This is a genomic window from Streptomyces nigrescens (assembly GCF_027626975.1).
GTDB lineage: Bacteria > Actinomycetota > Actinomycetes > Streptomycetales > Streptomycetaceae > Streptomyces > Streptomyces nigrescens.
Window position 1 is genome coordinate 4,105,375 of the sequence record NZ_CP114203.1, and the last position, 21,435, is coordinate 4,126,809.

Genomic DNA, 21,435 nt, shown 5'->3' on the forward strand with positions numbered 1-21,435 from the left:
GGACCACCATGCGCCGCCCCACCGCCCCACTCACCGCCCTCGCCCTCGCGCTCGCCCTGACCGGCTGCGGCGCGAAGATCTCCGACGACGACAGCGGCGCCGCGCACGACCGGCGCCCCGCCAACGCCTCCGGCCACTACCCCGTCACCGTGGAGAACTGCGGCGTGCGCACCACCTACGACAAGCCGCCCGCCCGTGTGGTCACCAACGACGTCGGCATCACCGAGATCATGTTCGCGCTCGGCCTGGAGCACCGGATGGCCGGCTATGTCATGCCCGACGACAAGGGCGACCTCGACGGCGTCCCCTGGAAGGCCGCGTACGACAAGGTCCCCTGGCTCGGCAAGAAGACGCTCACCAAGGAGATCGCCCTCGACGCCCGCGCCGACCTGGTCTTCGCTGGCTGGAACTACGGCTTCGGCGAGGACAACGGCCTCACCCCCGCCGCCCTGAAGAAGCTCGGCATCGGCAGCCATGTGCTGACCGAGTCCTGCCGCAACGGCAGGGACGGCGCCCGCGGGGTGATGCCGCCCCTGGAGGCGCTCTACACCGACCTGACGACGCTCGGGAAGATCTTCGACGTCGAGGACCGCGCCGCCGCCCTGGTGAAGAAGTACAAGAAGCAGGTGGCCGACGCCGCCGCCAAGGCCCCCGCACCCGCCGACCGGCCCTCCGTCTTCCTCTACGACGACGGCCGCGACAAGCCCTTCACCTCGGGCAAGTACGCCGGACCGCACGACATCATCACCAAGGCCGGCGGGGACCACGTCATGAAGGACCTCAAGGACTCCTGGACGACCGTCGGCTGGGAGACCGTCGTCGCCCGCGACCCCGACGTCATCGTCATCAACAACTACGGCGACACCTCCGCCGCCCAGAAGAAGGCGTTCCTGATGTCGTACGGGCCGCTCGCCGGCGTCTCGGCCGTCAAGCACCACCGGATCTACGTCATGGACTACGCCGACCTCGTCGAGAGCCCCCGCAACCCCGCCGCCGTCAGTGACCTGGCCCGCTATCTGCGCGGTGTACGGGCGGCCGGCTGACCGGGCGACGTACGGACACCCACGGCCCGCCCTTCTACACTGGCCGTGTGGTGACCACCGACTGGCAGAGCGACCTCCGCAGGCGCGGATACCGCCTGACCCCGCAGCGTCAGCTCGTGCTGGAGGCTGTGGACAGACTGGAGCATGCCACCCCGGACGACATTCTCACCGAGGTGCGCAAGACGGCGGGCGGGGTGAACATCTCCACGGTCTACCGCACCCTGGAGCTCCTCGAAGAGCTGGGCCTGGTCAGCCACGCCCACCTCGGACACGGCGCCCCGACCTACCACCTCGCCGACCGCCACCACCACATGCACCTGGTCTGCCGGGACTGCACGGAGGTCATCGAGGCGGATCTGTCGGTGGCCGAGCCCTTCACGGCGATGCTGCGCGAACAGTTCGGCTTCGAGACGGACATGAAGCACTTCGCGATCTTCGGGCGCTGTGCGGCCTGCCGCGCCAAGGCCGCCGAGGGCGACGGCTGAGGCAGTCGCCCCCGAGTCGTAGGCTGGCCCCATGCCGCGACCTTCACCCGCCAGCCCCCTGCTGTCGCTGCCCGGCGCCGTCCCGGCCGAGGCCCCCGACGAAGGCGTCGCCGCGCACTACGGCGACCTCTTCCGGGAACAGCGCGCCCTCGCCGACGGCTCCGGCTTCGTCGACCTCTCCCACCGTGGCGTGGTCACCGTCACCGGCCCCGAACGGCTGAGCTGGCTGCATCTGCTGCTCACCCAGCACGTCAGCGACCTCCCGCCCGGCCATGCCACCGAGGCGCTGGTCCTGTCCGCGCACGGCCACATCGAGCATGCGGTCTCCCTCGTCGACGACGGCGAGACGACCTGGATGCACACCGAACCCGGCAACCAGGAGGCACTGATCGCCTACCTGGAGAGCATGAAGTTCTTCTACCGGGTCGAGGTCGCCGACCGCACCGACGAGATCGCCCTCGTCCATCTGCCGGCCGGCTCCATCGCCGAGGTGCCCGGAAACGCCGTCGTACGGGAGACCGCACACGGCCGCGATCTGTTCCTGCCGCGTGCCGACCTGGAGTCCTTCGCCGCGGACCACGGCCCGGCGGCCGGCGTCCTGGCGCTGGAGGCCCTGCGCGTCGAGGCCCACCGCCCCCGCCTGGGCCTGGAGACCGACCACCGCACCATCCCGCACGAGCTGGGCTGGATCGGCAGCGCCGTCCACCTCCAGAAGGGCTGCTACCGCGGCCAGGAGACCGTCGCCCGGGTCCACAACCTGGGCAAGCCGCCCCGTCGGCTGGTCTTTCTGCACCTGGACGGCAGCGAGGTCCATCTGCCCCCGCACGGCACCCCCGTCCGCCTCGCCTCGGAGGGCGAGGAGGGCAGGCAGCTCGGCTTCATCACCACCTCGGCCCGCCACCACGAGCTCGGCCCGATCGCGCTCGCCCTGGTCAAGCGGAACGTGCCGGTCGACGCGCCCCTGATGGCGGGCACCACGGCCGCGGCCCAGGAGGTCGTCGTCGAGCCGTAGGGCCGGTCCCGGTGGGGGCCGACCCGGCGCGGGCCACCGGGGCGGGCTTGCGGCCACCCCGGCGCAAACCACCGGGGTGGGCTACACCTCCACCATCACCGTGAACGGCCCGTCGTTCGTCAGCGACACCTTCATGGACGCACCGAAGCGGCCGGTCTCCACATGGGCGCCCAGCGCCCGCAGCTGCGCGACGACCTCGTCGACCAGCGGCTCGGCGACCGGCCCCGGTGCGGCGGCGTTCCAGGTGGGGCGGCGGCCCTTGCGGGCGTCACCGTAGAGAGTGAACTGGCTGATCACCAGCAGCGGTGCCGAGGTGTCCGAGCAGGACTTCTCGCCCTGCAGAATCCGCACCGACCACAGCTTGCGGGCGAGCTGCGCCGCCTTCTCCTTCGTGTCCTCGTGCGTGACCCCCACCAGCACGCACAGCCCCTCACCGACGATCTCCCCGACCGTCTCGCCCGCCACCTCGACGCGGGCACCGTCAACCCTTTGCACCACAGCTCGCATACCCGCCATCATGCCGGGCGGCCCACCGCCTTCGGACAGCCGTGCCCCCACGGGGGCCGTTCGGGTGCCATGGCCCTGCAGAAGGACCGCCCAGAGTGGCACGATGCGTGCACGTGGTGCGTTTCATGGACAACATGCCCAGGACGCGGCACCGGACGAGGGGACGGAACGATTCATGAGCACTCTCGGCGCCGGACAGACACCCGGTCCCGTACCAACCGCCCGTACGACACCGACCGGACGGACGACATCGACCACCCCCACGACGGACCCCGCCCATCCGGCGCCCGCCACCCCACCACCCCCCACCGCCCTGACGACGACCACAGCGACGGCTCGCGTCGAGCCCCCCGGCACCGAGGACGGCCCCATGCTCCAGGCAGGCCAGGCGCAGCACCCCCGCCCCCCGCAGCAGCGCGACCGCTGCCTGCCGGCCACCACGCCCGATCTGTCCGGCCTGGGGCTGCCCGAGCTACGGGTCGTACGGCGTGACTCCCAGCAGGAAGAGGCCGATCTCAGCTATCTGCGGCGGCTGTTGCAGGGCCGGATCGACATCCTGCGGGCCGAGATCGCCCGCCGGACCGCCCAGCACTCACCGCTGCTGGACCGGCTCCCGGAGATCCTGACGGACCTGCCGTCGCGGCACCGCTCCTCCGCCCGGCATGTGACGCTCGGTACGCCGCACAGCGAGGAGTACCGCAGGCTCGCCGAGGACATGCTCGGCGAGGTGGAGCTGTCCGACCTCACCGCGCGTACGGACCAGGAGCTGCACGACGCGATGGGCCGGCTGATCCGCTACGAACAGCAGGTGTCCCGGCGCCGTCAGTCCCTGCAGCGCACCACCGACGATTGCAGCGCCGAAATTGCCCGCAGGTACCGTGAAGGCGAAGCGCAAGTAGACGACCTGCTGTCCTGACCGGGCCACAAGCCTCAGGGGGGCGCAGGCCACTCCCGGAAGGCCGACGATGACCTCGCCCACCCCCATATCCGAGCCGACCTCGGAATCCACCACGTCCCCGGATTCCCCGGCGGCCGCGCTTTCCCCCGCTTCTCCCGCTTCCTCCGCTTCCTCCGCTTCACCCGCTTCCTCCGCCGTCTCCCCCGTCCTCGCCGAGGTCGTCCGCTCCGGCTTCGTCGAGGGCCGGCACCGCGGTTCCCTCGTGGTGCTCGCCGCCGACGGCAGCGTGGAGTGGGCGCTGGGCGATGTCACCGCCCCCGTCTTCCCCCGCTCCACGAACAAGCCGATGCAGGCCGCGGCGGTGCTGCGGGCGGGTCTGGACCTCTCCGGCGAGCGGCTGGCGCTGGCCGCCGCGAGCCACTCCGGCGAGCCGTTCCACCTCGACCTCGTACGGACCATGCTGGCCGAGCACGGCCTGACCGCCGACCACCTCCAGACGCCCGCCGACCTGCCGCTGGACCCCGAGGAGGCGGAGGCCTACCTCGCCTCGGGCCAGGTCCGCGACCGCCTCACCATGAACTGCTCGGGCAAGCACACCGCGATGCTGGCCGCCGCCGCGCTCAACGGCTGGCCGCTCGCCACGTATCTCGACGAGGCCCATCCGCTGCAGCAGCTGGTGGCCGAGGGGGTCCGCACCGCAAGCGGCGAGGACGTCGCCCATGTCGGCACGGACGGCTGCGGGGCGCCCCTGCTGTCGCTGTCGCTGACCGGGCTGGCCCGCGCCTTCCGGCACTTCGTCATGGCCGATCCCGGCACCCCTGAGCGACGGGTCGCGGATGCGATGCGCGCCCACCCGGAGTACGTCGCCGGAACCCGCCGCCCCGACACGTGGCTGATGCAGGCCCTCCCCGGCACCCTCTCCAAGATGGGCGCCGAGGCCGTCCAGGCCCTGGCCCTCCCCGACGGCCGCGCCCTGGCCTTCAAGATCGACGACGGCGCCACGCGCACCCTCGGCCCCGTCCTCGCCCGCACCCTCCGCCTCATGGGCCTCGACGTCCCCGTCCTCACCCGCCTTGAGGACGCTCCTCTCCTTGGCGGCGGCACGCGGGTGGGGGGAATCCGCGCGGCGTTCTGAGCCGTGGGGGGCTTTGCGGTTGCGTTGTTCGTCTGCGGGTGCGGCTGTGGCTGGTCGCGCCGTTCCCCGCGCCCCTGCGTGGCGCGGCCGATCCGTCACTTGCTTCTGGGGCGGTGCGGCGTGGTGGGGGCTGGGGTTTTGCGGGGTGCGTGGTTGCCGCGGGGGTCGGAGGGGACGCACCGGTACCCGTCCTCGGCGCGGGCGACGCGGCTACGTGCGATTGAGCACCCCGGCGTTCGCTCCAGTCCTGCGGGCGGGCACCGGTACATCCCCTCCAACCGTCCAGCGTCGCCGACTGCCGGCCGGTGACACCGTCCGTCACGGCCCCCACCTCGGCCGCGCCCCATCTGCGGGCGGAATGACCAGGTCCCTGCCAAGGGGTGCCGCGCATGGTCGTGACGGTGATTGGTACGGCGGGTCAGCCGCGTACGTACGGCGGTCGGAGGGGATGTCCGGTGAGCCGCCCGCAGGACCCGGAGCGAACAACGGGGTGAAGAACCTCCGGGACCCGCGTCGCCCGCGCCGTGGGGGCACCTCCCGGCCGAAGGCTGGGGGAGGGTTACCGGGCGTCCCCTCCGACCCACCACCCACAACCCGTAGGCGAACCGGCCCCAGCCCACGGCAAACCCGCACCGACCCCAGCCCACGGCAACCCCGCGCCCGCTGCCGCAGCGGCCATGGCCTGCATAAAGTGGCGATGACACAGTGCACGCACGTATCACCCACCACCAGCAGGAGGCCGGCGACCATGAGCGACGCGAATTCCGAGCCGCAGGGGCCCGAGGCGATCGAGCACGCGCACGACCCCGAGGTGCTGCAGCTCGCGGCCAAGGTGTTCGACCTGGCACGGCACGGCGACACCGACACCGTCGCCGCATACGTGGACGCGGGCGTACCCGCCAACCTGACGAACGACAAGGGCGACTCGCTCGTGATGCTGGCGGCGTACCACGGCCACCCCGCCACCGTGGAGGCCCTGTTGCAGCGCGGCGCCGACGCCGACCGCCCCAACGACCGCGGCCAGACCCCGCTCGCCGGCGCGGTCTTCAAGGCCGAGGACGAGGTCGTCAAGGTCCTGATCGCACACGGCGCGGACCCGGCGGCAGGCACCCCGTCGGCGATCGACACGGCCCGAATGTTCGAGAAGGCGGAGCTGCTGAAGCTGTTCGGGGCGGAGTGACCCGGCAGGCGGCCCGGTAGGCGGGGCCCGGCAGACGGCCCAGGTGGCGGCGCACGGGCGCGCCACTCTGCTCGCTTGACCTCAAGCTCGGTTGAGGTCCTAGCGTCCAGTCCCGACGGCACCCCGCCGCTCACCGACTCACGCCGCACGCCACGAAGGGCCCCGCATGTCCGAGCACCCGTACCGCCTCGCAGTGATCATCGGCAGCACCCGGGAGGGCCGGTTCGCGCCCGTCATCGCGAACTGGTTCACCCGGCACACCGAGAGCCACCCGCACATCGACGTGGACGTCATCGACCTGGACGCCGTCCGCCCGTACGAACTCCGTTACGGCAGCGAGGAGTACGAGGCCTTCGCCAAGCGCGTCGACGAGGCGGACGCCTTCGTCGTGATCACCCCGGAGTACAACCACTCCTTCCCGGCCCCGCTCAAGCACGCCATCGACCTGCTGCACCCCCAGTGGCAGGCCAAGCCGGTCGGCTTCGTGTCGTACGGCGGGATCTCCGGCGGCCTCCGCGCCGTCGAGCAACTGCGCCTGGTGTTCGCCGAGTTGCACGCCACCACGGTGCGCGAAACGGTGAGTTTCCCGCTCGCCGGCAACCTCTTCGACGGCACCGGCCACCTGCACGACCCGGCCCCGGCCGCCCAGGCCGCCGACACCCTGCTCCACCAGCTCACCTGGTGGGCGGTGACCCTTCGCGAGGCCCGCGCGACCCGCCCGTACGCCGGCTAGGACCCGCGCGCCCGTTACTTCTCGTCCTCCGGCCCGATCGCACGGTCGACGAGCGCCGAGATCAGCCCCTCGGTCTCCTCGTCCGGCACCACCCCGGGCAGCGTGAGCTGCTCCAGCATCAGCCCCGTCATGGCGAGGTAGATCAACACCACGGCGGTACGGTCACCCGGCAGCCCGTTCTCCAGGTGGAAGCGGATGTCGTCGTCGAGGGTCGCCCGGATGGCCCGGGTCAGCTCCGCCCGCAGCTCGGGCCGCCGGGTCGCCTCCAGGCGCAGCTCCAGCATCGCCAGGTAGCCGGTGCGGTTCTCGGCCACCCGGCGATTGATCCACCCCATCAGCTCGACGACCAGTGCCCGGCTCGGCGGCGCGGCCATCACCGCGGTGACCTCGTCCGGGTCCGGCGCGATGCGCTGATGGATCTGCGCGGTGACCTGGGCCAGCAGATCGTCCCTGCTGGCGAAGTAGTTGGAGGCGGTGCCCTGGGGCACGCCCGCGGCCGTATCGACGGCCCGGAACGTCAGCCCGCGCGCACCGTCCCGCGCCAGCACCTCGATCGCGGCATCCACCAGCGCAGCCCGCCGCTCAGGGTTACGCACCATGTCGTCCACCTCGCTCCATGTCGCCCGCCTCCTCCGGATCCGGCCCCTCCCGGACTCCCGGAAAACTCTTCTCCGAAAACCACTAGCAACCACTACAGTCAAAGTACTACAACTGGAGTTGTTGCGCTGCGGACCGGCCGCCGCCAACGGAGAGGATCACCATGCGCTTCGCCAAAATCGGCACCGCCCTGCTCACCGACGACGTCGCCGCCAGCACCCGCTTCTACGCCGACCACTTCGGCTTCCGCCCGCTGGCGGAGCTGGACTGGTACGCCAGCCTCCAGCACCCCCAACACCCCGAATACACCCTGGATTTCGTCCAGCGCGGCCATGAGGCCATGCCCGCCGGCTTCCGCACCCAGGAGACCGGCGGCGTACTCCTCGGCTTCCTCGTGACGGACGCCGCGGCCGAGGAGGCCGCCCTGCGCGCCAAGGGCGTCTCCATCGCCGAACCCCTGCGGGACGAGCCGTGGGGCCAGCGCCGCTTCAACGTATGGGGCCCCGAGGGCACCCTGATCGAGGTACTGCAGAACATCGACCCCGACCCGGAGTGGATGGCCGCCCAGGGCCTGTGAGCGCCCCTCGCGCCGAACTCCCTTGCCCGCCGGGCCGGTACGCGTCCGATACTTGGCCCGGCAAGGACCACACCAGGGGGAACGTCATGAGCGCACGCAAGGGCCCGTACGAATGCGGACTGGACGCCGCGGTGGACGTCATCGGCGGCAAATGGAAGGTGCTGCTGCTGTGGGCGCTGGCCGAGCGCCCACAGCGGTTCGGTGAACTGCGGCGGGAGTTGCCGAAGATCAGCGAAAAGGTACTGACCCAGCAGCTGCGCGAACTGGAGGCCGACGGCATCGTGCACCGCGAGCACTTTCCCCAGGTGCCACCGAAGGTCGAATACTCACTCACCGACTTCGGCCTCTCACTGAACGAGGCACTGGCCCCCCTCGGCGCCTGGGGCCGCGCCCATATCGCCCACCTGGAGGCCACCTACCCCCAGCGCCATCCGGCAGAGGCCTGAGCCCCGGCATCCGTTACCGCCGGGCCCTCCACAGCGCTCAGAAACGTCCGGCCCCGGCCCCCGGCCCCGGGCCGCGTCCGTGACACTCAGACACTCCCGCGCCCTCCCCAACTCCGGTACTCGCACGGCGCTCAGGCGCTTCCCACACCCCCGGGGCTCCCCGCGCTCCCCGCGCTCCCGGCGCTCTCCGTGCCCGCGGCGCCTGCTGCACCTTCGGCGGCTTCAGCGGCTCCGGGAGATTCCGCCTCGCGTTGCGCACGGGCGGCCGCCAGCGCCCGCTCAAACCCGTGCTGGGTGGCGTCGCACCACTGCAGGAGATCCGTGAGCAACTCCCGCAGATTCCCACTCGGGCTCCGCCGCCAGCCCTCTTCGGACAGCCCGTACAGCCGCAGCGCCTCCTCCGCCCACGCCACCCTCTCCCCGCTCCCCACCGCCGCCATACCGCCCCACCTCACCAGTCGCCCGAAGTCGTCCATGGTCGTTGCCCGTTGCCCATTGCCCGCGGCTCGTAGCTCGTAGCATCCGATGCAAGCGCATCGGAACGGTTCCGGGCAACCGAATTCACCCTCCGCCAGGCCCCCCACCGCACCGCCCCCAGGAGCCCGCTGCACCCACCACGCCCACCGGGCCCGCCGCGCCCGCCCCGCTCAGCTCTCGGGAGGTCGTTCCTGCAACGCCCAGCCATTGCCGTCCGGGTCGCTGAAGTAGACGAACGAGTTCCATGCCCCGTCGGGGCCGTCGACCATCGCACCGTTCTCGACATGCTGCACGGGGCCGGCCGGCACCCCCCGTTCGACCAGTTGCGCACGGGCCGCGGCAATGTCGGGGACCACCAATTGCAGCCCCTGCAGCGAGCCTGGCTGCACCTCCGTGACGCCGCTGCCTGCGCCGATGACGATCGAGCAGCCCGATCCCGGCGGCGTCAGCTGCACGATGCGTGCCTCTTCGCCGAGGCTCATGTCGTGATCGACGGCAAAGCCCATCTGCTCGCTGTAGAAGCGCTTCGCCCGTTCCACATCGGTGACCGGAACCGGCACCAGTTCGAGCTTCCAGTCCATGGCTCGCCGTCCTTCCGTACGGGCGACGGCCCAAGAACTGCGGCCGTCGGAACCGGCCCTCTCGCGCTGCAAGCAGTCTAAGGAGCGGGGCGCGCCTACGCGCATCCATTGACGGAGTGAGCACTCACTCCGTACCGTCGGGTCATGACACCACCACCCTCCCGTCGACGCGCGCCCGGTATGAGCGTCGAGGAGCGTCGCGCCATGATCGTGGCCGCCGCGCTGCCGCTCGTGGCGGAGTACGGCGCGGCCGTCACCACCAGCCAGATCGCCCGCGCCGCCGGCATCGGGGAGGCCACGATCTTCCGGGCCTTCAAGGACAAGGACGAGGTACTGGACGCCTGTGTCGCCGAGGCTGTCGGCGCCGACCATGTGCTGCGCGAACTCGCCTCGATCTCCCTGGACGAGCCACTCGCCGACCGGCTGGCCGAGGCCGCCGAGGCGCTGCGTGCCCATATGGAACGCATGGGCACCGTCGTCGGCGCCCTCCACGCCTCGGGGCACCGTCGGGGCCGCGGGCCCGGCACCGGCACCGGCACCGGCACCGGCACCCGGGACGGTGAGGATCCGCCGCCGGACGGCCGGGCGCAGTCCGTCACCGCCCTGCGCAACGCCGTCATCGAGCTGATCGAACCCGACCGGACCGCCTTCCGCCTGAGCCCCGAGAAGGTTGCCGCCGCCTTTCTGGGCCTGCTCTTCACCCGGCTGCAGACACCGGCGCCGGACGCCGCTGCGCCGCTCACCCCCGAGGAACTCATCGCCGTACTGCTGCACGGAACCCTCAACGACCCCGGGGGTGCCTGATGGCCGTGACCCTCAACCACACCATCGTCCCGGCCGCCGATCACCGCGCGGCCGCCCACTTCTTCGCCTCGGTCATGGGCCTGCCGGAACTCCCGCCGGCCGGGCGACGGGGACACTTCCTCCCGGTCCGGGTGAACGAGACGCTCACCCTCGACTTCATGACCGCGCCGGACGCCGAAGGTCATCACCTCGCCTTCGACGTCGACCCCGAGACGTTCGACGGAATCCTCGCCCGCCTCCGGGCCGCCGGCATCCCCTACGGCAACGACCCCACCGAGCCGGACAACGGCCGGACCGACCATCCCCTGTGCGCCCGTGGCCTGTTCTTCCGCGACGACTCCCACAACCTCTACGAGGTCATGTCGCCGCAGTGACCGAACCGTCGGGCCGCCAGTCCTCCCCCGTCCCCCCTTCTCCCCCTCAGCCTCTCAGCCCCCAGGCCCGTCACCCGTCACCCGTCACCCGTCACCCGTCACCCGTCAGCCGTCACCCGTCAGCCGTCAGCCGTCAGCCGTCAGCCGTCAGCCGTCGACGAACGTCATGCTGACCTCGTCGTAGCGCGTTCCGGCTATTCGGCCTGCCGGGGCGGCGGCGTCGATGGCGGTGAGTTCCTCGGCGGTCAGCTCGATGGTGAGGGCGCCGAGGTTCTCCTCCAGGTACTTCTGGCGGCGGGTGCCGGGGATCGGCACGACATCGGCCCCGCGGTGCTGGACCCAGGCCAGGGCGAGCTGTCCGGCGCTGACGCCCTTCTCGGCGGCGAGTGCGTCGAGTTTCTCCACGATGGCCAGGTTCTGCTCCAGGTTGCCGTCGGCGAAGCGCGGCTGGCTGCGGCGCACATCAGACTCCGGCAGCCCCTTCACCGAGGTGTAGCGCCCGGTCAGGAATCCGCGCCCGAGCGGCGAGAACGGCACCAGACCGATGCCGAGTTCACGGCACACCGGCGCGATCTCGTCCTCCAGATCGCGGGTCCACAGCGACCACTCGCTCTGCAGCGCGGCAATCGGATGCACCGCATGCGCCCGGCGGAGGGTCGCCGCACTCGCTTCGGACAGCCCGAGGTGACGCACCTTGCCGGCCGCGACGAGTTCGGCCATCGCACCGACGGTCTCCTCGATCGGCACATCGGGGTCGACGCGGTGCTGGTAGTAGAGGTCGATGTGGTCGACCCCGAGCCGGCGCAGCGAGGCGTCGCAGGCCTCGCGTACGTAGGCGGCGTCGCCGCGGATCATGGTCGGCTCACCGAGCCGGTTGGCGAATCCGAACTTCGTCGCCAGCACCACCTCGTCCCGCCGGCCGGCGATCGCCCGGCCGATCAGCTCCTCGTTGTGTCCCGCTCCGTAGAAGTCGGAGGTGTCCAGGAGGCTGACGCCGAGGTCGAGCGCGTGGTGGATGGTCGCGACGGACTGTGCGTCGTCCGACTCCCCATAGCCGTGGCTCATGCCCATGCAGCCGAGCCCCTGCGCGGAGACCACCAGCTCACCGAGGTGACGCGTCGGGATGTTCGTCGTGGTCATGCTGCTGCTTCCTCCTGGACGTACGGCGGACGGTCGGGGATCTCGGCACCCATCCCAGAGACCTGATCACTGAGGCCTGATCGCTGAGGCCTGATCACTGGACCCTGCCCCCTGAGACCAGGGCTCCGAGACCAGAGCCCTGAGACCGGGGCCCATGTGTCGGGCCTGTTCCGGAATCCCGTCCCGGACGGTATGAGTTGGAGTGCGCTCAAAGTCAACTGGACTGCGCCCAGGCGCCGGTTGCGCCCGCCCAGAGCCGAGCTTGCCTGCCTGCTTGCCTGCCCAGCGCCCTCGTCGCCCGTCAGCGGTCCTGCCCACCCCTCCCCCGTGGCCTCCGTCAGCCTCCGTCGGCTCCATCGCCCGCTATTGCCCGGAGCGCCTGGCAGTGCGCGGCGAAGGCGGCGCGGCCGTCGGACGTCAGGGCGAGCCAGGTCCGCGGGCGCTTGCCGACGTACCCCTTGGTGATGGCGACATAGCCGGCCTTCTCCAGGGTGGCGACCTGCCGCGACAGGACCGAGTCGCTCACCTCGACGGTGTCGCGGACGAAGGCGAACTCGGCCTTCTCGGCGGCCGCCAGGGTCGCCACGATGGAGAAGCGGACCGGGGCGTGGATCACCTCGTCGAGTTCGTGACGTGGATGTGCCCCGTGACGCGTTTCGGTCACCGTCGCGCCTCCAAATAGCCGCCTATCAGGCCGGGAAGGGCCACCACCACTGCGCCGGGTACCCACCACGACGCGGCACCCTGATGCCAGAGGGTGCCGGGGATCAGTACCGCGAGAAAGAGCAGCGCCCACACCGTGATCAAGCCGGCGTGCCGCCGCCCGAACCCGCGCCGGGCAACACGCTGCCGGGCCGCGTAGACCGACAGTGCCACGATGGTGGCCACCCAGATGCCGGTGCCGATCGCCACCCCATACGGCGGGGCCAAGAGCCCGACGGACAGCACCATGACCGCGGCCGCGCAGCCGTAGATCACTTGATACCGGACATGCCACTTCGTGCCGTTCCGCACTGTCGAGCCCAGCTCCTTGGCTCGGGCCAGTGCGGCCGCCGCGTCCCGTGAGGCGTACTCAGCCATGCGATTCCCCCTGTGTGTTGCTCTTCCGCTGCCGCTGTTTCCTTTTGGCGCTGTTTCCTTTTGGCGCTCTGATTTCCGTCTGGGGCCTCGGAGTCGGCACTCCGAACCCCCGGCTCGCGTGCTCGCACGTCGCACGTCGCACGTCGCACTCCGGATGTTCCGAGCTGCCCCCGACTTCCTGCATCCAGCGTGACAAGTACTTTCCAATCTGACAAGTACTTTCCGGCCAAGGAGAGTTACGCCGTGAGACCGCGGTCCGGTGAGCCCGGGAAGCGGAGGGCGGCAGTCGCGGCGCAGCGGCCGCGCCATGTCCGTCTGTGCGTCGAGGCCCAGGTCAGGTACTGTGGCGCTCCCAGCAGTGAACGGACCGAGGAGGTGAGACCGATTCCCCGCCAGACCAGGCAGGTGCTCCCGGTTCACGTCCGTGCGGTCCACCCGATGCAGGTGACCGTCCGGCACAGGTGACCCGGGAAGCGCACTCGGCGCCCCGAAAGGCTCACATGTCGTCATCTCCGATGCCGTCCACCTCGTCAGCTCTTTCCTCCCCCTCATCACCGCTCCCCTCGCCCCTCGCGGCCTCCCGCTCCACCCCGCACTCCCGCTCCATCGTCATCGCCGAACTACGCGCCGCCGGCTGTGTCTTCGCCGAGGACGAGGCGGAGCTGCTCCTTTCCACCGCGCGCACGCCGGACGAACTCGCCGCCATGGTGGAGCGGCGCGTCATCGGCCTGCCCCTGGAACAGGTCGTGGGCTGGGCGGAGTTCTACGGGCTGCGGGTCACCGTCGATCCCGGCGTCTTCGTCCCGCGCCGCCGCACCGAGTTCCTCGTGGGCCAGGCCGTCGGTCTCGGTCTCCGGGCTGCCGAACGCACCGGGCGGCCACCGGTCGTCGTCGATCTGTGCTGCGGTTCCGGCGCGGTGGGCGCCGTACTGGCCGATGCCCTGGGCCGGGTCGAGCTGTACGCGGCGGACATCGAGCCCGCCGCGGTGCGCTGTGCCCGCCGCAACGTCGTTCCCGCCGGGGGTGAGGTCTACGAGGGCGACCTCTTCGACGCGCTGCCCACCGGGCTCCGCGGCCGTATCGATGTCCTGGTGGCCAACGTTCCCTACGTACCGACCGAAGAGGTCGGGCTGCTGCCGCCCGAGGCCCGTGAGTACGAGCCGCTGGTGGCGCTCGACGGCGGGGCGGACGGGCTCGACGTCCTGCGACGGGTGACCGCGGCTGCGCCCCAGTGGCTGGCGCCAGGAGGCCATCTGCTGGTCGAGACGAGCGAACGGCAGGCCCGGCAGGCGGTCGAGGCCTTCACCCGCAACGGTTTGCTCCCCACGGTGACCGACTCCGAGGAGCTCTACGCCACGGTCATCATCGGGACCCGGCCCACGGAGGGGCACGCGATAGCGGGCCGTCGCAACAAGCAGGAGGCAGCGGGAACCTCGTGACGAGCGGGAGGGCGGCGGGCGGGGGGCGGGGGGCGGGGGCGCGGAAGTGTCGCACGGCCCGTCGCGGCCCGCCGCCCGCATCCCGCCGCCCGCCGCCCGCCGCCCGGAAAAATGCGCTGGGATCCGGCCCGGCGGCGCTCTACCGTGACGGCATGCCGTCGATGAACTATGCCCGCTACTGTGCCGAAATCGTCGCTCAGACCGACCTGTTGAGGTCCCGCATCGAGGGCGCCGACCTGGCGACGCCCGTACCCACCTGCCCCGACTGGAACCTCGGCCAGCTGCTGTGGCATCTGGGCGGGGCACATCGCTGGGCGGAGACGATCGTACGGACCCGGGCGGCGGAGCCCGTCTCCGACGAGCTGGTCAACGATGTCTCCGGCGCCACGGGGAAAGACCTCGCCGCGGTCGACGCCTGGCTCGCCGAGGGCGCCGGGCAACTTGCGGACACGCTGCGGGCGGCGGGCCCCGAAGCCCAGGTGTGGACCGTGGCTCCCGGTGGGACCCCGGAGTTCTGGGCCCGCCGTATGGTGCACGAGACGGTCGTCCACCGCGCCGACGCGGACTTCGCGATCGCCGCGGCCTCCCCCGCTCCACACACCACCACCCCCGGCCCGGCTCCCACCCCCGGCGCTCCGGCCTTCACCGTCGCCCAAGAGGTCGCCATCGACGCCCTCGACGAGTGGATGGGCTTCGCCTCCCTGCCGCTGGTCTTCGAGGCCAAGCCGGAGCTGCGCGATCTGATGTCCGAGGGCCGCACCCTCCACTTCCACGCCACCGACACCGCCCCGGAGACGGCCGCGGACTGGCTGATCGGCCTCGACGGCGACACCCTCACCTGGAGCCGCACCCACGCCCCGGCCACCGTCGCCGTACGCGCCCCCTTGGCCGAACTCCTGCTGCTCGTCTACGGCCGCCGCGCCACCCATGAGGCCAGGACGACCAGCAGCGGCAACAACAGCGCCAGCGGTAGCGGCAACGACGGCAGCAACAGCATCGAGATCGTCGGAGACCTGCCGCTGCTCGACGCCTGGCTTGACGGCGTCAGCTTCTGGCTCAAGGAGTGAGGACGGTGGCCACCACGGCGCCGGAGCAGGCGACATCGTCGACCCACGCATCGTCAACCCACGTGAGGACAACACCCCGTGCAGCGCCATGAGTACACCGGTCCCGTGGCGCTGCGCGCCATGCAGAGTCTGGCCGGGCGCCTCTTTCCGGACACCGGCTACCGGCACATCGGAGACCTCGCCTGGGCCTGGTGTCTCGCCCTCGACCGGGACAGCGAGAACCCGACGGCCGTCTGGACGGACGGGGACGGGGACGCGCCCGCTGCCGGGTCCCCCACCGCCCACCGGCCCCTGGCCTGGGCATGGCTGGAGCTGCCGGGCAGCCTGCCAGTTCCAGGTCGACCCCGCGCACCCGGAGCTGGCCGACGAGGTGCTCGCCTGGGCGGCCGGGCGTACCGCGGGCGGCGCGCTGAGCGCGGAGGTCGCGGAGACCGAGCCGCATCTGCGGGCCGCGCTGGAGCGGCACGGCCTCACCTGTACGGACGGCGGGCCGTTCATGGTCGGCCTCGGCCGGTCGCTCGTGGATCTGCCGGACGCGCCACCGCTGCCGGACGGCTACCGGATCCGCGCGCAGCAGACCCGTGCGGAGGTGGCCGGCCGGGCGGCGGCCCACCGCGCCGCGTTCGGCTCGACGCGGGTGACCACCGAGCGCCATGCGCGGATGCGGCAAATCTGGCCGTACCGGGCCGAGTTCGACCTCGTCGTGGCGTCTCCTGCCGGTGACGTCGCCGCCTACTGCCAGGGCTGGTACGACGCGGCCCTCGGCACCGGCGTGTTCGAGCCGGTCGGCACCCACCCCGAGCACCGCCGGCGCGGTCTGGCGCGTGCCGTCTGCCTCGCGGTGCTGCGGGCGTTCGCCGCGGCCGGCGGCCGGCGCGCCGTCGTCCAATGCCGGGGCGACGCCGAGTACCCCGTTCCCAAACGGCTCTACGAGTCCCTGGGCTTCACCCCGTACACGCGAACGCACGCCTACGCCTGACCTGCGCATCTACGTCTGACCGGGGCTGCAGGTCTACCTCCGACCTTCTACCGCAGCCCCGGGGCCACGGCCTACGTCCGCCCCGGGACCACGGACGTGCGCACTGAGGGCGTGACGATGCCCGCCCCGGGCAGCCGAAAGGCAGGGGGGTACAGCGCCCACCCGGCGGCTGAAACTCGCCCCCCTTCGGCCTCCCCGTCAGCCCCCACCCCCCTCCCCACCCGACCAGACCACTATTGCTAGCGCTTGCTTGCAATAGTTAGCACGGCGAGGCACCATCGGGGTATGGCATCACTCAACGTCGGCAATCTCGGCGAGTTCCTGCGGGAGCAGCGGCGCACCGCGCAGCTGAGTCTGCGGCAGCTCGCAGATGCCGCCGGGGTGTCCAACCCGTACCTCAGCCAGATCGAGCGCGGGCTGCGCAAGCCGAGCGCGGAGATTCTGCAGCAGCTCGCCAAGGCGCTGCGGATATCCGCGGAGACCCTGTACGTCCAGGCCGGGATCCTGGACGAGCGGCACGGTCTGGACGGGGTCGAGGTGCAGACCGCGATACTCACCGACCCGGCGCTGAACGAGCGGCAGAAGCAGGTCCTGCTGCAGATCTACGAGTCCTTCCGCAAGGAGAACGGGCTCGGGAACGGCGGCAAGGACGCCGCTGCGAGCGGACATGAGGACGGGCGCGGCACGGACTCCCTCGAGACAGAGGCCGACGGCGGCCCGCACGCCACCTGAGCAACCGATTTCGTTTCCAGGAGGAACAACGTCATGGCCATCAACACCGATGACCTCCGCAAGGCCCTGACCGACGCGACCCCGCTGTACGCCCTGGCCGGCACCGTCGACCTGGCTGCCGAGAAGCTCGGCGAGGTCCCGCAGTTCGTCGAGAAGATCCGGGTCGAGGCGCCCAAGCGCTTCGAGTCCGTTCGCAGCACCGACCCCAAGGACGTCCAGGCCCTGGTGAGCAAGCAGGCCAAGGACGCCAAGGAGAAGCTGACCGAGCTGCTGGGCTCGCTCGACGGTGACATCAAGAAGGTCCGGGACCAGGCGCAGGAGCTGGCGCTGCAGGGCGTGGGCCGGGCCGCCGAGGCCGTCGTCCGGACCCGCGAGGGCTACGAGGAGCTCGCCGAGCGCGGCCGGGGCGCCGTGGCGACCTGGCGCGGCGAGGCCGCCGACCAGGTCGAGGACCTCGCGGTGGCGATCGAGCCGGAGCCGGCGCAGAAGCCCGCGCAGAAGCCGGCGAACAAGGGCGGCGCGAAGAACCAGGCCGCCAACGGGATCAAGGCCGAGACCAAGGCCACCCCGTCGACGCAGCCCAAGCCGGCCGCCCCGAAGAAGCCCGTCGCGCAGCGCAAGCCGGCTCCGGCGCCCGCGAAGAAGAGCACCCCGCCGTCCGCCAAGTGACCGCGGAGCGCACGAGGTGAGGGGACTGTGAGCCCGCTCACCCGGCGCCGGGGGCGCCGATTCACCGCACGGGCCGGGCACACTTCAGGTGCCCGGCCCGTTGTGCGGGTACGGTGGGGCCGCATGGGCGGCCGACGGCCGCAGCAGTGGACCGAGACGACACGAATGGCGAACGGGCGGTGTAGGGCGTGCTGATTTACGGGTTCCAGAGCATTCTGAGCTGGGTGCAGCTCGCCCTGGGCGTCTATGCCGCGGTGATGCTGATCGATGCGGCCGTGCGCCGTGAGGACGCCTATCGCGCCGCGAGCAAGCAGACCAAGGGCATGTGGCTGATCTTCCTCGCCCTGGCCACGGCGCTGCTGTTCATTCTGCCGATCATGTCGTTCCTGCCGGTCATCGGCGTGATCGCGGTGATCGTCTACACGGTCGACGTCCGGCCCGCGCTCCGGGAGGTCTCCGGCGGTGGCCGCGGCCCGCGCCGTGGGGGCTCCAGCTCGGACGGGCCGTACGGGCCCTACAACGGCGGGCGCTGAGCCACGCCGGGCCCCGGGGCTCCCGCGGGAGCCCCGGCTCAATTACCGCCGGTCCAGCAGCAGTACGGCCACGTCGTCCGTCAGCTCGCCGCCGTTCAGATCGCGGACCTCCCTGACCGACGCGTCCAGCAGCTCCTCACCGCTGAGACCGGCCGCCATCTGCCGGCTGACCAGCTCGGTCATGCCTTCCTGGCCGAGGCGCTGGTTGCCCTTGCCGATCCGGCCCTCGATCAGACCGTCGGTGTACATCATCAGGCTCCAGGAGCCGCCCAGCTCGACCTGCCGGCGCGGCCAGCGGGCGTGCGGCAGCAGACCGAGCGCCGGGCCGCCGAATTCGTACGGCAGCAGCTGCGGGTGCTCGCCGGCCCGGGCCAGCAGCGGTGCGGGGTGGCCGGCCAGGCACAGACCGGCGCGGCGGCCGTCCGCGGAGATGTCGACGGTGCACAGCGTCGCGAAGATCTCGTCGTCCGCGCGCTCGTGCTCCAGCACCTTCTGGAGGGTGGCGAGCAGCTCGTCGCCGCAGAGTCCGGCGAAGGTCAGCGCGCGCCAGGCGATCCGCAGCTCGACGCCGAGGGCGGCCTCGTCGGGGCCGTGGCCGCAGACGTCGCCGATCATCGCGTGGACGGTGCCGTCCGGGGTGCGGACGGTGTCGTAGAAGTCGCCGCCGAGCAGCGCGCGGCTGCGGCCGGGGCGGTAGCAGGCGGCGAACCGGAGGTCGGAGCCGTCCAGCAGGGGCGTGGGCAGCAGGCCGCGCTCCAGGCGGGCGTTCTCCTGGGCGAGCATCCGCGACTCGGTCAGCTGGCGCTGGGCGAGGTCGGCGCGTTTGCGCTCGACGGCGTAGCGGACCGCGCGGCTGAGGACCGCACCGTCCAGCTCGTCGCGGAAGAGGTAGTCCTGGGCACCGACGCGGACGGCGTCGGCGGCGCGCTCGGCGTCCGTCTCGTAGGTGAGGACGAGGACGGCGTGCGAGGTCGCCATGCGCAGGACGTCACGCAGGATGCCCAGCTCGTCGCCGGGGGCACCGGCGTCGCCGCTGTCACGGTCGGCGGTGCGCTCCGCCGGGGGCAGGTCGAGCAGGATGCAGTGCACATCGTCGGTGAGCAGCCGCTCGGCCTCGGTGAGGTTGCGGGCGGTGCGCAGGCGCACCTTGCGGCCCGCCCAGTCCCACATCTCGGGGACATGGCTGTTGGGGTCCTCGCCGATGAGGAGCAGGGTCAGGCCCTGGTGCAGGGGTCCATGCTCGGCCGAAAGTCGCTGCTCGGCCGACAGGGGCTGTCCGGGCTCCGGAAAGCCCTGCGGCGCCGGGGCGCTCGTGCCCTGGGCCGTGGCGTCCCCCGCGCCCGGCGCGTCGGCGACCCGCGCGGTGTCCGCGCAGGCGTCGTCCGCCGGTCCTGCCTGATGCGGCAGCACGACCGTCCGCTGGTGCGGTACGGGTACGGGCATTGGTCTGCTTCCTTCCCTCCCCCCGAGGGGTGCGATGGGCACCGACGGCGCACCACCGTGCCCGGCTCCACATCGCTCGTCGGTCAAAGGAGTGAGGCGCACACCGGGCACTGACAGGCGACCATAGCGTCAGTACGGAGAGGTATGGAATGCCCGGCGGCAATCGGCCATCGTCATATGCCGCACCCGATAAGCCATTTGACCTGGGGAGGGCGGAATGCGGAATGACGAACATCACCCCGCATGAGTGCATTCAGCTACGCCACGACAACCCTCAGATAGCAAACAATCCGGTCATTATTCATCCGTGTGATGCGCGCCATCACCGCCGGCCGCACCGTCGGGGCGGACGACACCGAGGATCGGCATGGAGCCGGCGCCGGTGATCGTCACCTGCCGGCCGGGCCGCGGCGCATGCACCATTGCGCCGTCACCGAGATACATCCCGACATGACTGGCATCCGAGAAATAAATGATCAGATCGCCCGGCCGCATATCCCTGAGGCCGACGCGGGGCAGCTGCCGCCACTGCTCCTGTGAGGTCCGCGGAATCGTCCGGCCACCGGCCTGCCAGGCCCGCAGGGTCAGCCCGGAGCAGTCGAAGGTGTCCGGACCCTCGGCGCCCCACACGTAATCCTTGCCGAGCTGTGCGGTGGCGAAGGAAATCGCCTTCTTGCCGGCCGCCGACGCTTTGTTGCTGATGTCATTCAGGACACCGGAGTCGAGCCACTTCTGCTGCTGCTTGAAGGCCTGCTCGTCCTCCAGCTTCTTCAGCCGGTCCTTTTCCTTGGTGGCCAGCCGGGATTCCAGCTTCTTCGCCTCGTCGATCTTTTTCTTGATGTCCCGCTGGGCGCTTTCCTTCTTCTTGCGGTTCGCCTCCAGCTGCTCCCAGCGGTCCGTCGCGGAGTCCGAATAGCTCTCCAAGTCACCCTTGAGCCGGGCCAGTTGACGGATCACACGCTTGGCGGCGAACTCCCCCTTACGGGCCAGAGTGGCATTGTCGAGAAAGCCTTCCGGGTCGGCGTCGAGCATCAGCTTCGCCTCGGAGGGCAGCCCCCCGCCGCGGTACTGGGCGCTGGCCAGCGAGCCCGCCTGCCGCTTGAGGGCGGCCAGCTTGCGCTGGGTGCTGTCGATGCTGCGCGCCAGCCTGACGATCTCCTTCTGCTGGAGCTCGACCTGTTCCTCGGCGGCGTTGTAGGCGTCGGTGGCCTGCTCGGCCTTGCGGTAGAGGGCGTCGATCTTCTTGCGTACATCGTCGAGGCGGCGGGCGTCGGCGTCCGCGGCGGCCGCGGAGCCCCCGGCCCGCCGTGCGTCCGCGGCCGGGTTCTTCGGGTCGTCGGCGTAGGCGGCCGTCGCCGTGCTGCCGAGCAGCCCCATCACGCACAGGACGACGGCGGTGCACGCCACCAGCCGACCGCCCCTTACACCCCTTATCCCCCGCATGCCTCGTACGCCCTGAACGTCCTGCCGTGCCCCCTGGCTCCCCACCAGCCACCTCCGGTCG

The 21,435-nt window shown here is 71.4% G+C and carries 26 protein-coding genes; 17 read left to right on the forward strand and 9 right to left on the reverse strand.

Going from position 1 to position 21,435, the window contains the following annotated elements:
* The first annotated feature begins 8 nt into the window (after window positions 1-8).
* From STRNI_RS18275 to ygfZ, 3 genes are read left to right on the forward strand one after another with little or no spacing between them, the layout of a single operon-like run.
* The gene (locus tag STRNI_RS18275; protein ID WP_277411605.1) at window positions 9-1,043 is read left to right on the forward strand and encodes an ABC transporter substrate-binding protein; all 1,035 of its coding nucleotides are present in this window, start codon (window positions 9-11) and stop codon (window positions 1,041-1,043) included.
* A gap of 47 nt (window positions 1,044-1,090) precedes the next feature.
* Entirely contained in the window at window positions 1,091-1,528 is a 438-nt protein-coding gene (locus tag STRNI_RS18280) for a Fur family transcriptional regulator (protein WP_018089712.1), read from the forward strand.
* A 31-nt stretch (window positions 1,529-1,559) separates the two neighbouring features.
* Window positions 1,560-2,540: a CAF17-like 4Fe-4S cluster assembly/insertion protein YgfZ gene (gene ygfZ / locus STRNI_RS18285; RefSeq protein WP_109891802.1), complete on the forward strand. Its 981-nt coding sequence runs from the start codon at window positions 1,560-1,562 to the stop codon at window positions 2,538-2,540.
* An 81-nt stretch (window positions 2,541-2,621) separates the two neighbouring features.
* On the opposite strand, the gene dtd is transcribed toward ygfZ, so the two are convergent.
* Complete coding sequence (gene dtd, locus STRNI_RS18290; protein WP_026169644.1) at window positions 2,622-3,047, reverse strand: D-aminoacyl-tRNA deacylase; 426 nt, start codon at window positions 3,045-3,047, stop codon at window positions 2,622-2,624.
* Between the two features lie 370 nt (window positions 3,048-3,417).
* Here dtd and STRNI_RS18295 point away from each other — a divergent pair, with 370 nt between their 5' ends.
* The 4 genes from STRNI_RS18295 (at window position 3,418) to STRNI_RS18310 (ending at window position 6,993) form a co-directional block, all read left to right on the forward strand.
* The gene (locus STRNI_RS18295) at window positions 3,418-3,963 is read left to right on the forward strand and encodes an RsiG family protein (RefSeq protein WP_018089715.1); all 546 of its coding nucleotides are present in this window, start codon (window positions 3,418-3,420) and stop codon (window positions 3,961-3,963) included.
* 49 nt (window positions 3,964-4,012) lie between these two features.
* The gene (locus tag STRNI_RS18300; RefSeq protein WP_266450375.1) at window positions 4,013-5,080 is read left to right on the forward strand and encodes an asparaginase; all 1,068 of its coding nucleotides are present in this window, start codon (window positions 4,013-4,015) and stop codon (window positions 5,078-5,080) included.
* A gap of 748 nt (window positions 5,081-5,828) precedes the next feature.
* Window positions 5,829-6,260 (forward strand): ankyrin repeat domain-containing protein, encoded by a 432-nt coding sequence (locus tag STRNI_RS18305; RefSeq protein ID WP_018093424.1) that lies wholly within the window; start codon window positions 5,829-5,831, stop codon window positions 6,258-6,260.
* Between the two features lie 166 nt (window positions 6,261-6,426).
* A complete protein-coding gene (locus STRNI_RS18310) occupies window positions 6,427-6,993 on the forward strand; it encodes an NADPH-dependent FMN reductase (protein ID WP_277411606.1) in 567 nt (188 codons plus the stop codon).
* A gap of 14 nt (window positions 6,994-7,007) precedes the next feature.
* On the opposite strand, the gene STRNI_RS18315 is transcribed toward STRNI_RS18310, so the two are convergent.
* Window positions 7,008-7,592, reverse strand: coding sequence for a TetR/AcrR family transcriptional regulator (locus STRNI_RS18315; protein WP_277411607.1), 585 nt, complete (start codon window positions 7,590-7,592; stop codon window positions 7,008-7,010).
* 161 nt (window positions 7,593-7,753) lie between these two features.
* On the opposite strand from STRNI_RS18315, the gene STRNI_RS18320 reads away from it, so the two are divergent.
* Together STRNI_RS18320 and STRNI_RS18325 are read left to right on the forward strand one after the other, a co-directional pair.
* Entirely contained in the window at window positions 7,754-8,167 is a 414-nt protein-coding gene (locus STRNI_RS18320; RefSeq protein ID WP_018093421.1) for a VOC family protein, read from the forward strand.
* Window positions 8,168-8,253: 86 nt separating this feature from the next.
* Entirely contained in the window at window positions 8,254-8,613 is a 360-nt protein-coding gene (locus STRNI_RS18325) for a winged helix-turn-helix transcriptional regulator (protein ID WP_277411608.1), read from the forward strand.
* 131 nt (window positions 8,614-8,744) lie between these two features.
* Here the strand turns inward: STRNI_RS18325 and STRNI_RS18330 are convergent, their stop codons facing one another.
* Both STRNI_RS18330 and STRNI_RS18335 read right to left on the reverse strand, forming a co-directional pair.
* A complete protein-coding gene (locus tag STRNI_RS18330; RefSeq protein WP_277411609.1) occupies window positions 8,745-9,089 on the reverse strand; it encodes a hypothetical protein in 345 nt (114 codons plus the stop codon).
* Between the two features lie 171 nt (window positions 9,090-9,260).
* Window positions 9,261-9,671 (reverse strand): VOC family protein, encoded by a 411-nt coding sequence (locus STRNI_RS18335; protein ID WP_018093419.1) that lies wholly within the window; start codon window positions 9,669-9,671, stop codon window positions 9,261-9,263.
* Window positions 9,672-9,875: 204 nt separating this feature from the next.
* On the opposite strand from STRNI_RS18335, the gene STRNI_RS18340 reads away from it, so the two are divergent.
* Together STRNI_RS18340 and STRNI_RS18345 are read left to right on the forward strand one after the other, a co-directional pair.
* Window positions 9,876-10,475, forward strand: a complete 600-nt coding sequence (locus STRNI_RS18340) for a TetR/AcrR family transcriptional regulator (RefSeq protein WP_277413275.1) — start codon at window positions 9,876-9,878, stop codon at window positions 10,473-10,475.
* Window positions 10,475-10,849 carry a VOC family protein gene (locus STRNI_RS18345; protein WP_018093417.1) on the forward strand — a complete coding sequence of 125 codons (375 nt, stop codon included), beginning with the start codon at window positions 10,475-10,477 and terminating at the stop codon, window positions 10,847-10,849. The genes STRNI_RS18340 and STRNI_RS18345 overlap by 1 nt, the downstream gene beginning before the upstream one ends.
* 147 nt (window positions 10,850-10,996) lie before the next feature.
* Here STRNI_RS18345 and STRNI_RS18350 read toward each other — a convergent pair whose 3' ends face one another.
* The 3 genes from STRNI_RS18350 to STRNI_RS18360 form a co-directional block, all read right to left on the reverse strand.
* A complete protein-coding gene (locus STRNI_RS18350; protein WP_018093416.1) occupies window positions 10,997-11,989 on the reverse strand; it encodes an aldo/keto reductase in 993 nt (330 codons plus the stop codon).
* 337 nt (window positions 11,990-12,326) lie between these two features.
* Window positions 12,327-12,653, reverse strand: coding sequence for a winged helix-turn-helix domain-containing protein (locus STRNI_RS18355; RefSeq protein WP_277411610.1), 327 nt, complete (start codon window positions 12,651-12,653; stop codon window positions 12,327-12,329).
* Window positions 12,650-13,069 (reverse strand): hypothetical protein, encoded by a 420-nt coding sequence (locus STRNI_RS18360; RefSeq protein ID WP_277411611.1) that lies wholly within the window; start codon window positions 13,067-13,069, stop codon window positions 12,650-12,652. Before STRNI_RS18360 ends, STRNI_RS18355 begins: the two co-directional genes overlap by 4 nt.
* 515 nt (window positions 13,070-13,584) lie before the next feature.
* Between STRNI_RS18360 and STRNI_RS18365 the strand changes: the two genes are divergently transcribed.
* The 6 genes from STRNI_RS18365 to STRNI_RS18390 all read left to right on the forward strand — a co-directional run bounded on the left by STRNI_RS18365 (window position 13,585) and on the right by STRNI_RS18390 (window position 18,488).
* Entirely contained in the window at window positions 13,585-14,508 is a 924-nt protein-coding gene (locus STRNI_RS18365; protein ID WP_277413276.1) for a putative protein N(5)-glutamine methyltransferase, read from the forward strand.
* Window positions 14,509-14,660: 152 nt separating this feature from the next.
* Window positions 14,661-15,575 carry a maleylpyruvate isomerase N-terminal domain-containing protein gene (locus STRNI_RS18370; RefSeq protein ID WP_338149749.1) on the forward strand — a complete coding sequence of 305 codons (915 nt, stop codon included), beginning with the start codon at window positions 14,661-14,663 and terminating at the stop codon, window positions 15,573-15,575.
* A 370-nt stretch (window positions 15,576-15,945) separates the two neighbouring features.
* Complete coding sequence (locus STRNI_RS18375) at window positions 15,946-16,554, forward strand: GNAT family N-acetyltransferase (protein WP_277411612.1); 609 nt, start codon at window positions 15,946-15,948, stop codon at window positions 16,552-16,554.
* A 285-nt stretch (window positions 16,555-16,839) separates the two neighbouring features.
* On the forward strand, window positions 16,840-17,286 hold the full coding sequence (locus STRNI_RS18380) for a helix-turn-helix domain-containing protein (RefSeq protein WP_018093409.1): 447 nt from the start codon (window positions 16,840-16,842) through the stop codon (window positions 17,284-17,286).
* 33 nt (window positions 17,287-17,319) lie between these two features.
* The gene (locus tag STRNI_RS18385; RefSeq protein ID WP_277411613.1) at window positions 17,320-17,955 is read left to right on the forward strand and encodes a hypothetical protein; all 636 of its coding nucleotides are present in this window, start codon (window positions 17,320-17,322) and stop codon (window positions 17,953-17,955) included.
* A 188-nt stretch (window positions 17,956-18,143) separates the two neighbouring features.
* A complete protein-coding gene (locus STRNI_RS18390; protein ID WP_018093407.1) occupies window positions 18,144-18,488 on the forward strand; it encodes a DUF2516 family protein in 345 nt (114 codons plus the stop codon).
* A gap of 42 nt (window positions 18,489-18,530) precedes the next feature.
* Here the strand turns inward: STRNI_RS18390 and STRNI_RS18395 are convergent, their stop codons facing one another.
* Entirely contained in the window at window positions 18,531-19,931 is a 1,401-nt protein-coding gene (locus STRNI_RS18395) for a PP2C family protein-serine/threonine phosphatase (RefSeq protein ID WP_274737502.1), read from the reverse strand.
* A gap of 297 nt (window positions 19,932-20,228) precedes the next feature.
* Window positions 20,229-21,308: a C40 family peptidase gene (locus STRNI_RS18400; RefSeq protein WP_159489137.1), complete on the reverse strand. Its 1,080-nt coding sequence runs from the start codon at window positions 21,306-21,308 to the stop codon at window positions 20,229-20,231.
* Between the last annotated feature and the right edge of the window lie 127 nt (window positions 21,309-21,435).

Excerpts from the sequence above, each read along its gene's own strand:
- STRNI_RS18275 (WP_277411605.1), top strand. The coding sequence starts at position 9 with ATGCGCCGCCCCACCGCCCCACTCACCGCCCTCGCCCTCGCGCTCGCC.
- ygfZ (WP_109891802.1), top strand. The coding sequence starts at position 1,560 with ATGCCGCGACCTTCACCCGCCAGCCCCCTGCTGTCGCTGCCCGGCGCC.
- dtd (WP_026169644.1), bottom strand. The coding sequence starts at position 3,047 with ATGCGAGCTGTGGTGCAAAGGGTTGACGGTGCCCGCGTCGAGGTGGCG.
- STRNI_RS18295 (WP_018089715.1), top strand. The coding sequence starts at position 3,418 with ATGCTCCAGGCAGGCCAGGCGCAGCACCCCCGCCCCCCGCAGCAGCGC.
- STRNI_RS18300 (WP_266450375.1), top strand. The coding sequence starts at position 4,013 with ATGACCTCGCCCACCCCCATATCCGAGCCGACCTCGGAATCCACCACG.
- STRNI_RS18305 (WP_018093424.1), top strand. The coding sequence starts at position 5,829 with ATGAGCGACGCGAATTCCGAGCCGCAGGGGCCCGAGGCGATCGAGCAC.
- STRNI_RS18310 (WP_277411606.1), top strand. The coding sequence starts at position 6,427 with ATGTCCGAGCACCCGTACCGCCTCGCAGTGATCATCGGCAGCACCCGG.
- STRNI_RS18315 (WP_277411607.1), bottom strand. The coding sequence starts at position 7,592 with ATGGTGCGTAACCCTGAGCGGCGGGCTGCGCTGGTGGATGCCGCGATC.
- STRNI_RS18320 (WP_018093421.1), top strand. The coding sequence starts at position 7,754 with ATGCGCTTCGCCAAAATCGGCACCGCCCTGCTCACCGACGACGTCGCC.
- STRNI_RS18325 (WP_277411608.1), top strand. The coding sequence starts at position 8,254 with ATGAGCGCACGCAAGGGCCCGTACGAATGCGGACTGGACGCCGCGGTG.
- STRNI_RS18330 (WP_277411609.1), bottom strand. The coding sequence starts at position 9,089 with ATGGACGACTTCGGGCGACTGGTGAGGTGGGGCGGTATGGCGGCGGTG.
- STRNI_RS18335 (WP_018093419.1), bottom strand. The coding sequence starts at position 9,671 with ATGGACTGGAAGCTCGAACTGGTGCCGGTTCCGGTCACCGATGTGGAA.
- STRNI_RS18340 (WP_277413275.1), top strand. The coding sequence starts at position 9,876 with ATGATCGTGGCCGCCGCGCTGCCGCTCGTGGCGGAGTACGGCGCGGCC.
- STRNI_RS18345 (WP_018093417.1), top strand. The coding sequence starts at position 10,475 with ATGGCCGTGACCCTCAACCACACCATCGTCCCGGCCGCCGATCACCGC.
- STRNI_RS18350 (WP_018093416.1), bottom strand. The coding sequence starts at position 11,989 with ATGACCACGACGAACATCCCGACGCGTCACCTCGGTGAGCTGGTGGTC.
- STRNI_RS18360 (WP_277411611.1), bottom strand. The coding sequence starts at position 13,069 with ATGGCTGAGTACGCCTCACGGGACGCGGCGGCCGCACTGGCCCGAGCC.
- STRNI_RS18365 (WP_277413276.1), top strand. The coding sequence starts at position 13,585 with ATGCCGTCCACCTCGTCAGCTCTTTCCTCCCCCTCATCACCGCTCCCC.
- STRNI_RS18370 (WP_338149749.1), top strand. The coding sequence starts at position 14,661 with ATGCCGTCGATGAACTATGCCCGCTACTGTGCCGAAATCGTCGCTCAG.
- STRNI_RS18380 (WP_018093409.1), top strand. The coding sequence starts at position 16,840 with ATGGCATCACTCAACGTCGGCAATCTCGGCGAGTTCCTGCGGGAGCAG.
- STRNI_RS18385 (WP_277411613.1), top strand. The coding sequence starts at position 17,320 with ATGGCCATCAACACCGATGACCTCCGCAAGGCCCTGACCGACGCGACC.
- STRNI_RS18395 (WP_274737502.1), bottom strand. The coding sequence starts at position 19,931 with ATGCCCGTACCCGTACCGCACCAGCGGACGGTCGTGCTGCCGCATCAG.
- STRNI_RS18400 (WP_159489137.1), bottom strand. The coding sequence starts at position 21,308 with ATGGGGCTGCTCGGCAGCACGGCGACGGCCGCCTACGCCGACGACCCG.